The organism is Kitasatospora sp. NPDC005856 (assembly GCF_040629945.1).
Classification (GTDB): domain Bacteria; phylum Actinomycetota; class Actinomycetes; order Streptomycetales; family Streptomycetaceae; genus Kitasatospora.
This window is the reverse complement of record NZ_JBEXWT010000235.1, coordinates 1-1,301: the sequence shown is the minus strand read 5'-3', so window position 1 is coordinate 1,301 and position 1,301 is coordinate 1. Positions and strand designations below refer to the sequence as shown.

Below are 1,301 nucleotides of genomic sequence, written 5' to 3'. Positions count from 1 at the left end.
CTGAGCTGCACTGATCTTCGTGGAGTCCTTGAAGCCTGGGTTACGATCCAGGCGTAAGGAGAACCACCTGCAGTGCCAGCACCCCGTAAGTACCCCGATGAACTCCGCGAGCGCGCCGTCCGCGAGGTTCGCTCGACCGGGCGGCCGGTGGCCCACGTCGCCCGCGACCTGGGCATCCACCCCGAGGCCCTGCGGTCATGGGTCCGCCAGGCCGAGGCCGACGCTGGCGAGCGCGACGACCGCCTAACCACTGCCGAACGCGACGAGCTGAAGGAGCTCCGCAAGGAGAACGCCGAGTTGAGGCGGGCCAACGAGATCCTCAAGGCCGCCTCGGTGTTTTTTGCCCAGGAGATCGACCGTCCCCGGACGAAGCCGAGCAGGTGATCGACCACCTGCGTGACGGCTTCGGGGTCGATCCCGTCTGCCGGGTACTGGGCCTGTCCCCGTCGACGTACTTCGCGCGCAAGCAGCGGCCGAGATCGGCTCGCCGCGTGCGTGACGAGGAACTGATTCCGCTGGTCACTGGCGTGTGGGAGGACTCCGGCCGCACCTATGGCGCTCGCCGGGTCACCCGCGCACTCGTCCGCGCCGGCCACGCGGTGGCGCGCTGCACCGTCGAGCGGCTGATGCGCGAGCTCGGGATCGAGGGGGTCATCCGAGGGCAGCGGCGCCGCGCGACGGTCCCGGAGCCGGCCGCCCCGCGTCCGCCGGACCTGGTCAACCGACGGTTCACAGCCGAGCAGCCCAACCAGCTGTGGCTGGCCGACCTGACCTACATCCGTACCTGGTCGGGCTGGGTGTACGTGGCGTTCGTCCTGGACGCGTACTCCCGCCGGATCGTTGGCTGGCAGGCTGCCACCCACATGCGGACCGACCTTCCGCTGGACGCGTTGGAGATGGCGCTGTGGCGGCAGAGGATCAAGAAGGACGTCGGCCTCATTCATCACAGCGACCGCGGGTCGCAATACGTATCCATTCGCTACACAGAGCGACTGGCGGAGATCGGCGCGTCCGCATCCGTCGGCTCCGTCGCGGACTCGTACGACAACGCGATGGCCGAGGCCCTGAACGGCACGTTCAAGGCCGAACTGATCGAACATCAGGGACCCTGGCGGGACTTCGACGAGGTCGAGCGGGCCGTCTTCCAGTGGGTCGCGTGGTACAACGGTGAACGCCTCCACTCCGCCCTCGACTACACGCCGCCCGACGAGTACGAACAGGCGTACTGGGCGAGACTGGAGCAAGCCCCTCAAGCCGCCTGATCACACGATCGCGGACTCCACGGAAGTCGGGGCAGCTCA

1 protein-coding gene is annotated in these 1,301 nt (G+C 68.2%); it reads left to right on the top strand.

From position 1 onward, the window contains the following. Positions 1 to 72: 72 nt before the first annotated feature. Positions 73 to 1,262 (top strand): IS3 family transposase gene (locus tag ABZ449_RS42160; RefSeq protein ID WP_360357476.1). Its coding sequence is split into 2 segments (ribosomal slippage): positions 73 to 337 and positions 337 to 1,262, totalling 1,191 coding nucleotides; the frame shifts between segments, so codons are not numbered across the junction. Positions 1,263 to 1,301 lie beyond the last annotated feature (39 nt).